The 9,746-nt window shown below is 35.8% G+C and carries 4 protein-coding genes and 1 pseudogene; all 5 read right to left on the bottom strand.

The genetic code is table 11. The annotated features are described in order from the left end of the window. Positions 1 to 136: 136 nt before the first annotated feature. The gene (locus Q0998_RS02630; RefSeq protein WP_299665851.1) at positions 137 to 2,359 is read right to left on the bottom strand and encodes an OmpA family protein; all 2,223 of its coding nucleotides are present in this window, start codon (positions 2,357 to 2,359) and stop codon (positions 137 to 139) included. Positions 2,360 to 2,377: 18 nt separating this feature from the next. Continuing rightward, the gene (locus tag Q0998_RS02635; protein ID WP_299665853.1) at positions 2,378 to 3,337 is read right to left on the bottom strand and encodes a type IX secretion system membrane protein PorP/SprF; all 960 of its coding nucleotides are present in this window, start codon (positions 3,335 to 3,337) and stop codon (positions 2,378 to 2,380) included. Between the two features lie 70 nt (positions 3,338 to 3,407). Then, positions 3,408 to 4,676 (bottom strand): gliding motility-associated C-terminal domain-containing protein, encoded by a 1,269-nt coding sequence (locus Q0998_RS02640; RefSeq protein ID WP_299665856.1) that lies wholly within the window; start codon positions 4,674 to 4,676, stop codon positions 3,408 to 3,410. Positions 4,677 to 4,908: 232 nt separating this feature from the next. After that, entirely contained in the window at positions 4,909 to 6,180 is a 1,272-nt protein-coding gene (locus Q0998_RS02645; protein ID WP_299665859.1) for a hypothetical protein, read from the bottom strand. Between the two features lie 75 nt (positions 6,181 to 6,255). Continuing rightward, positions 6,256 to 9,746, bottom strand: a pseudogene (locus Q0998_RS02650) (hypothetical protein); the annotation flags it as partial.

Raw genomic sequence — 9,746 nt, forward strand, 5'->3', positions numbered from 1 at the left:
AAGCTTCTAAAAAGATCAACTACCCCTAATCAATCAATTATCACTGAGGCTTATAAAATATAAATATTTTAAATTTTTTTTATTATTCGTTTTATTTAAACATATAAAGAACTCTAACCTGCTACAATGTTTAATGTTATTTCTTTTGAATATTTGTCACTATAAATTCACTTCTTCTGTTCAATTGATGCTCTTCTTCTGAGCATTTTACACCATTGCTACATCTATTAATTAGTTTCGACTCGCCAAAACCTTTATACGTTAATCTAGATGTACTAACTCCTCTACCCACAAGATATGCATAGGTAGATGCTGCTCTTTTTTCTGATAGTTTTTGGTTAAAAGAACTTTTAGACCTACTATCTGTATGTGAGCCAATTTGTATGGCAACATCATCATATTGCTTTAATACTTGTACTATTTTCTCTAGCTCAATTTTAGCATCTTCTCTTATGGTATTTTTACCAGTATCAAAATAAATGGTATTTAAAATAGACGCAATGTCTGTACCTTCTTTTTTCTCTATTTTACTTGTAGAAAGAAAGAAATTTACCGTTGTAGTATCTTCTGTAATTTTGTTTCCATTAATGGCTACTTCTGCGGTAAGGTACCCGTCTTTTTCTGCTCTTATAAAAGCGACGTCTCTTCTATTCATAGCATCGAAATTAAAGTTCCCCGTTGAATTTGTCTGCCTAAAGGAGATTACATTTCCGTTAATATCATACAACGTAATTTTAGCATCTGCTAGCCCTTTTGCTACATTGGTATTGTTTTTATCTCTTGTCTTTCCTACTATGCTAATATTCTGAGATAGACTTGGCAAGACTGGTATTAAATTCACATCAAAATTTGCATTTTTATTTGCTAGCTTTTTTGGATCTAAACTAATAGTGCTCGTTATGTATCCTTCCTTTTCAGACTTTACATAGTCTAAATTTTCAACATCTAAGGCACCAAATACATACATTCCATTGGCATCAGAAAGTACGGTTTCTACCACATTTCCTTTTTTGTCAAATAAAGTGATACTTAGCCCTGCTAACACCGCAGCAGTTTTACTGTCTTTTGCAATACCATTAATGGCAAGAATAATAGGAAAAGTAAAGGGTGCCGTTTCTAAAAAGTGGTAAATATCATCTTGTGCCGCTTCTCCTTTTCTATTCGAAGAAAAATATCCTTTATCTGATGCATTAATCATATACCCAAAATCATCAAAAGAACTATTAATTGGAGTGCCAATATTGTACGCTTTTCTATACTGTAAACCTGCTTCTAATTTTGAGACAAACACATCTAATCCCCCCAATGCCTCAGATCTGTCTGAAGAAAAATACAAATGGCCAGTTTTAGGATTTACAAAAGGAAACATTTCTTTACCAATGGTATTTAACGCTGTCATATTTACCGGTTTCCCTAAGTTACCATTGTCTTTTATGGGTACACTATACAAGTCTGTGTCTCCTACACCGCCTGGCATATTCGAAGAAAAGTATAAGGTTTTCTCATCGATACTTAAAGCTGGGTGCCCTACAGAATATTCTAAGTTGTTAATAGCACAAGGTTCTATATTTTTCCATTTTCCATCAATAAAACTTGCTTTGTAAATATTTAGAGTAACCGTTCTTTCTTCTCCTTTTCTAGTCCTTTTAAATTTGTTATTTAAAAAAGCATTTCTAGTAAAATACATAGTTTTACCATCTTTGGTAATTACTAAAGAGCCTTCGTTAAAATCTGAATTTAATTCTCCCGCAGGTTTTTGCAATTTATTGTTAGAATTGTCTGTAACATATACATCTGAAGTATATTGATTTGCCCATCCTAATCTTTTACCATTGTCTACCGTAGTAATAAAATACAAGGTATTTTCTTGTAAAAAAGCGGAATAATCTGAAGCCGCTGTATTGTGTTGAAAAGGCAACATGCTATAGCGATCATTATTGTTAACAATGGCCAAATTTGTACTCGAATACCTATATCTTTCCCCTTTTTTTTCATAAAAAGGGGCTAATAATGCATCTGCTTTTTGGTATTGTTGCATGGCTTTTAGCGTCTGGCCGTACCAATAATTATAAATAGGTAGTTTTTTGCTATTGGCTATGCTATAATATTTTTCAAACCATTTATTTGCGTTTGCATAATCTGCATTAAAATAATAAGAGCTGGCTATTTTTAAAAATAATTCTTCATCCTCTAAACCACCTTCTTCGATTACTTTTTCGTAAATTCTTATCGCATCAATATATTCGGGATTGTTGTTTTGTAATTGTTGTATTGCTTGTTCTAATTTGGCTTCTTGAGAAAATAAACTCACCGTTGTTAGCGTAACAAATAATAGCAATTGTATACTTTTAAATTTCATGTATTTCTGTTCTTAATTTTAAAAAAATCTTGGTATTAACAATCTTTTGTTTCTTCTATCTCCTAAAGAAAAACGGACAAATAGCTCATGAGAGCCATTACTATAGGTTCCTAAGTCTGTAAGGTCATAGTCATAAGAATATCCTATAAACAATGTTTCACTAGCTTGTATCCCCACCAAACCACTAAAAGCGGCGTTGTAACGAAAACCTGCACCCATGGTAAACCTTTCATTGTATAAAAAATTGGCAGACAAGTCAACTGCTACGGGTGCCCCGTCTACCGCTTTTACCAAAACAGCTGGTTTAAAAAACCAATCTGCATTTAACTCAAACACATACCCAGACATCAAATAGAAATTTTGTCTTTTGCGCGCTTGAGATACCGCGGTATTATCATCGTAAATTTTTGTGGTTAACAAGTTAGGTACAGACAGACCTACATAAAATTCTTCATTGTAATAGTATACCCCTGCTCCAATAATGGGGCTCGATCTATTTCTTAGATTTTGAATTATTTTAAGATCTGTAGGGTCATAAATGGTAAGCAACGAATTATCGATACTTAACACATCCAACCCTGCTTTGATACCAAATGCCAATTCAGAAACTTCTCCACTTCGAACGGTATATGAAAAATCTGAAGTAATAGAGGTTTGACTGATCGCACCAATTTTATCACTTATTAATGAAAGCCCACCACCAATACCTCTCCATTCATCTAAACTACTATGTATGGTAAAGTTTATTGTTTTTGGCGCTCCCACAATACCAGCCCATTGGTTTCTATACAATAGGGTAGCAGTTATACTTTCATGAGAACCCGCATAAGCAGGGTTAATAGTACTGGTATTGTACATGTACTGCGTATACTGTGTGTCTTGTTGCCCAAAAAATTGCTGCGTAGTACACCCTAAGAGGAATAGTACTATCGTTGTAATTTTTAAAAAATTAAACTGAAAAGTATGTGTTGTCTTCATATGCTATGATTATTGTACGTTACCTAATGCTAACAGATCTGTTTGCTTGCCTAAAAGAGCATGCTAACAATTAATTAGAGTTTAAATGTATAAACCCTGTTTTTCTTTTTCTACTGGTTGCTCCATCTATTGCAGCATCATAAGTAAGTATATAAAAATAGGTTCCTGTAGGAAGGTATTTGCCATTTTTTGAAGCATTTTTACTTAGCCCTCTAAACACATTTCCGCTGGCACCATAGTTCTTTGTACCGTAAATTTCTACGCCCCATCTATTAAATATTAGTACCTCGTTATTTTGGTATTTTTCTAAATCTTCAATTCTAAAATAATCATTCTTACCATCTCCATTGGCTGTTATTGCATTGTAAATAGGTTCTCCTGTTGGTGTTAATGCCTCTTCATCTACACGCCCTAACGTAAACACACCATAGTTATCAACTGTGGTTAGCGTGGTTATTGTATTGTTAAATTCATCTACAACGCCCCCTTCATCTTCCCAAATATTTTCTGTTGCATTCCAACGAATAATGTGCACTGTTATAGTACCATTTGGTGTAACACTTACGGGGGTGGTTGCACTGTTATAACTTAGGGTAATAAATACTTCTTCATTATTTCTGGTGCTCTTCTGAAGGTTTTCGTTGTTATTGGTTGTACGGTTCTCAATAACCCAGTATTCACTATCATTTATAGCTTCTATGACACCGCGTTTGCTTGCTCTTGGATAGTTTGTATCTGGATCTTCTAAAAAGTATTTGGCAGTAAATGTTGCCCCAGCATTTGCGGGCGCACTAATGGCTGCCAACCTAAAATATGCGGCATCACCTACAGGAAAATTAAAAGCGTTATTACCATCTTTAGTAACCAAACCATCTACAAAACTATTGTTATTGGTATTTGTTGTTACTGCATTATTTTCGAAAATAAGTTGCCCAGAATTGTCATCTATATTTACAATACCGTCTGTAAAATTGCCAATATTGGCAATAAAGGCAATATTGTTTAAACGAATGTTGTCTAGCGCTGCACTGGTATTGTTAAATACTACATTGTTAAAATAGAGTGGTTGAGCACCTGCTAAATTTTGTGTGGCATTGCCTACAAAATTGGTGACCCCATTGGTGCTTGGTGTAAAATCTAATGCCCCATTATTTATAAGGTCTCCATATAAAAAAGTCTCCCCATCATTTATAAAACTGGCACCATTGCGGTTATGAAATACCTGCTCGTTAGAAAATACGGTACCTTCTACCACCACAAACTCACCAAAATTATGGGTTTGTGCACTTGCAGTAAAGCTTACCACAAAGCAAAGCCCTAAAATTATATATCGTTTCATTTTTATCTATTTTAATGATCCTTTATACTCCTTAAAACACAATATATTAGGTTTATGAGTATATTGTTATTTTGTATGCTTCTTCTATACTCTAAATAGGTGTTCATCTAAAGTAAGCAGATTAACAAATTCCTTGTATAGTAGTGTTGCTTTAGTGATACAACACTATGAATACTTTGTACTGTAGCTGCTAACTATTAAAAATATTTCTTAAGCATTTTCTATATTTTTATTATTGATACCTTACCCATATGCGATGGACGGTAGCGTTTGCGGGGCTACTAGAAAAATCATCTAGTTCCCATCTATCAGTTGATGTTCCACCCTTAATATTCCAATGAGCAATATTGAATTGATAAAAAGGATGATCGGTCATAGCTAAATCACCTGAAGCATTAAAAAAGTTGTTACTTGTTCCAGGTAAGGCCGTACTATGACCCGAGAGAGGTGCAAAATTAGCTTCTATTCCACTACAGCCTCCAGATCCAGTTCTAAAATAATCAATACAATTGTTACTGGTTGTACGAAAATTCATTATTCTAGGATGAGCAGAGGTACTACCTTCGAATCGGAGCCTAAGATTCGAAGAAGCGTCAGGTATCCCCGCAAATTTAGTATTGGATGCATGACCAAACATAGATAAATTTGTACTCAAATCTGATCCAATTCCAGCTCCATTAAAAATAGGTAAATTACCCGTAGATATGATGTTTAAATTAGCATTATTTCCTGCTTGACGATGGTATTGTAGTACCAACATATAACCATTATCAAAAGATGCTTCATAAACGCCTGCAAAATTCACAAATTGCCTGCCTGAAAGGTTTAAATCGGCAGCTTGCTGTAAAGAAGTAACTGGGTTTGAAATTGTTCCAACCGCAACACTTAAGTCTACCCATAAAGTACCTGTTACCGTAGAGGTAAGCACAAAACCAGTTTCTCCTGGGCTGTTTGTTGAGTCGTAGAACGCACCCCGTACTCTAAGATTCCCGTTCACATCTAGCGCTTGTGTAGCTACTGTAGGATCTGCACCAATACCCACATTTCCTGAAGCTAATATGCGCATACGTTCTGCATTATTTGTTTTAAAAATAACGTCTTGTGCATCTGTAGTACCTATAAAATTAGTAGCAGGGTCTGTACTTGCATTACCAGTTAAAGACCATTTATTTCCGATAGAAGAAAGTTGCCAGGTTGCACCATCAAAGATGTAAAAGCCTGCTCTGATGATATTTTCTGTAAGATCTGCCGCTACAGGTGTTGTAGCTGCCGCCGTTATATATACCATAGTACCTGTTTGCGCAGCAGTGTAGGTACCTGCCACGTTTTTTGCAGCTAATTCATCTCCAGTAAGGTTTGGAAACGTAATACCATCTGGCAGTGCACTATCTGTTGGTTTCCCTACTACTTGCAAAGTACCCTTTGCATCTTTGGTACCAATACCCGTTTGTGCAGAAACTGTAAAGCTTACAAGCGCCATTAAAATGTATCCTATTTTTTTCATTTTTAATTTGTTTTAATTGATTTAAATTTTTATTGAGACTCAAATATTATGTGCACGCAATAAAGAGGTATGAATTTAATTTTGAATGTTTAGTGCAGCTTCTATTTTTGCCAAACGTGCTTCTAAGGCTTTTAACTTTGCTTCTTTTGCTTTTAATTCGTTTTGCTGTTCTATGGTATGTAAGTACAATTCTTCTACTTTTTCTAATAATTGTATCGAAAGACCAGAAAGGTTAAAAGTATATTTACCGTCTTTGGTTTTTACTAGGTCTTTTATAGAGGTTATACCTGGTAAGTGTTTGTTGGTTTTAATAAAGTTGGCTACTTCTTCTAGAGACTTAAATTTGTAGTCTGCTTTAATAGTAGAGCTCCCCTCTAAATAATCTTCAAACACATAATCTGCATAGGTACTTGTTGCGGTTTCTATAGAACCTGCAACGGTTAATTGTGCCCCTGTGGTTCCTAAAGTTGCTGTACCAATAGCCACTCTTCCTAAACTGTATACATTTTCTGTATTAGAAACGGCACCTGTTGTGCTTGCCACACCAAACCAAGGCTCTATCGTTTTAAGATCTATAGTTGCGTTGTTAGCATCTTCATTTACATAAGTCAACACACCTGTTGTTGCTGCCAATGCTAATGTGGTATTGGTTTCTAAATCTGCTATATTTTGCCATTCTGGGTCTGCAGTACCATTGGTTCCTAACACTTTGTTTATGTCTGCTGCAACTGTACCTATTTTTGCAATTGTTACGGCATTGTCTTCAATTTTTACAGTCGTTACATTCGCATCTAAAATCTTTGCGGTAGTTACTGCATTGTCTTTAATATTGATGGTTACATCTTTTAATAAAGACGTCGTTCCGTTTACTGAAACATCTAAATCTGTAGAAGATAATGCACTTCCTGTAATATTATCTGCTGTTAAAGCACCCCACTCAACTGCATCTCCTGCTGCGTTCGTCTTTAAAACTTGATTTGATGTTCCGTTTGCAATCTTGCCTACAGTTACATTCGCGTCTAAAATCTTGGCAGTCGTTACGTTTGCATCTGCAATTTTAGCAGTCGTTACATTCGCATCTAAAATCTTTGCGGTAGTTACTGCATTGTCTTTAATGTTGATGGTTACATCTTTTAATAAAGACGTCGTGCCGTTTACTGAAACATCTAAATCTGTAGAAGATAATGCACTTCCTGTAATATTATCTGCTGTTAAAGCACCCCACTCAACGGCATCTCCTGCTGCATTCGTCTTTAAAACTTGATTTGATGTTCCGTTTGCAATCTTGCCTACAGTTACATTTGCATCTGCAATTTTTGATGTTGTTACATTCGCATCTAAAATCTTTGCGGTCGTTACTGCATTGTCTTTAATGTTGATGGTTACATCTTTTAATAAAGACGTCGTTCCGTTTACTGAAACATCTAAATCTGTAGAAGTTAATGCGCTTCCTGTAATATTATCTGCTGTTAATGCACCCCACTCAACTGCATCTCCTGCTGCATTCGTCTTTAAAACTTGATTTGATGTTCCGTTGGCAATCTTGCCTACAGTTACATTCGCGTCTAAAATCTTTGCGGTAGTTACTGCATTGTCTTTAATATTGATGGTTACATCTTTTAATAAAGACGTTGCTCCGTCTGCCGAAACATCCAAATCTGTAGACGTTAATGCGCTTCCTGTAATGTTGTCTGCTGTTAAAGCACCCCATTCAACAGCATTTCCTGCGGCATTCGTCTTTAAAACTTGATTTGATGTTCCATTTGCAATTTTACCTACAGTTACATTTGCATCTGCAATTTTTGATGTTGTTACATTTGCATCTGCAATTTTAGCAGTCGTTACATTCGCATCTAAAATCTTTGCGGTAGTTACGTTTGCATCTGCAATTTTTGCAGTCGTTACATTCGCATCTAAAATCTTGGCAGTAGTTACCGCATTGTCTTTAATGTTGATGGTTACATCTTTTAATAAAGACGTCGTTCCGTTTGCGGACACCTCTAAATCTGTAGAAGATAATGCACTTCCTGTAATGTTGTCTGCTGTTAAAGCACCCCACTCAACCGCGTCTCCTGCTGCGTTCGTCTTTAAAACTTGATTTGATGTTCCGTTGGCAATCTTACCTACAGTTACATTCGCATCTAGAATCTTCGCAGTCGTTACATTCGCATCTAAAATCTTTGCGGTCGTTACGGCATTGTCTTTAATGTTGATCGTTACATCTTTTAATAAAGACGTCGTTCCGTTTACTGAAACATCTAAATCTGTAGAAGTTAATGCGCTTCCTGTAATATTATCTGATGTTAAAGCGCCCCACTCAACTGCATCTCCAGCTGCGTTCGTCTTTAAAACTTGATTTGATGTTCCGTTTGCAATCTTGCCTACAGTTACATTTGCATCTGCAATTTTTGCTGTTGTTACATTCGCGTCTAAAATCTTGGCAGTAGTTACATTTTCATCTGCGATTTTTGCAGTAGTTACGTTCGCATCTAAAATTTTAGCAGTTGTTACGTTTGCATCTGCAATTTTAGCAGTCGTTACATTCGCATCTAAAATCTTTGCGGTAGTTACTGCATTGTCTTTAATGTTGATGGTTACATCTTTTAATAAAGACGTCGTGCCGTTTACTGAAACATCTAAATCTGTAGACGTTAATGCGCTTCCTGTAATATTATCTGCTGTTAAAGCACCCCACTCAACTGCATCTCCTGCTGCATTTGTTTTTAAAACTTGATTGGGTGTTCCGTTGGCTATTTTTGCAGTTGTAATTCCTGAATCTTTTACTTGAACTCCGTTGGCTGCATCTACTTCTACGGTAGCATTGTCTACTTTTACTTCTAAATTCATGGCAACTAAAGCGGCATCATTTTGAACCCCTGTAATAGAACCATTTGTAGAGGTTACATTTTCACCCAAGCTTGTAGAAATATCAGCAATAGCAACTTGTACTGTGTTGGTTTCAGAATCTGTAAGCACTAAATTTGTACCTGCCACAGCAAGAGAACTATTTGTTGTATTGGTATTTATATCCGATAATGGGATGTTTGTAGTGTTTTCTACTTCATCTAAATAAGACAACTGTGTAAAATCATCTGCTAAATTTCCTGGAGTTCCATTGTCGTTCACTGTAATTGCCAAAGTAGTTAATGGCTCGTCTGTAGCTATCAGTGCTGTTAAATCTACAGAAGTAAGCATTCCGTTTTCATCTACATACGTTAATTGCTGATAATCATCTGAAAGATCTAATGGTGTTCCGTTATCATTTACAGAAGCTCCAAAAATTGTTAATGTTTCTGAATCGCCTACCAAATCTGTAAGATTTAAAACTGTTGGGTTTCCAGCTTCATCTTGGTATCTTAATTCTTGAAAATCATCGCCTCCACCAACAACACCATCTGGGCCATTGTTGGTAGTTATGCTTAAGGTGGTTAAGGTTTCATTGGCAGCAACAAGTGCATTTAAATTGGTTAATACATCTTGCAAGGTTAGATTATTGTCATTGGTTCCGTCACCATCGATGTCTACTGTACCGTCTGTTACAGATACATTGTTGGCAACTGCTGTGG

It is taken from the genome of uncultured Polaribacter sp. (assembly GCF_947501385.1).
Taxonomy (GTDB): Bacteria; Bacteroidota; Bacteroidia; order Flavobacteriales; family Flavobacteriaceae; genus Polaribacter.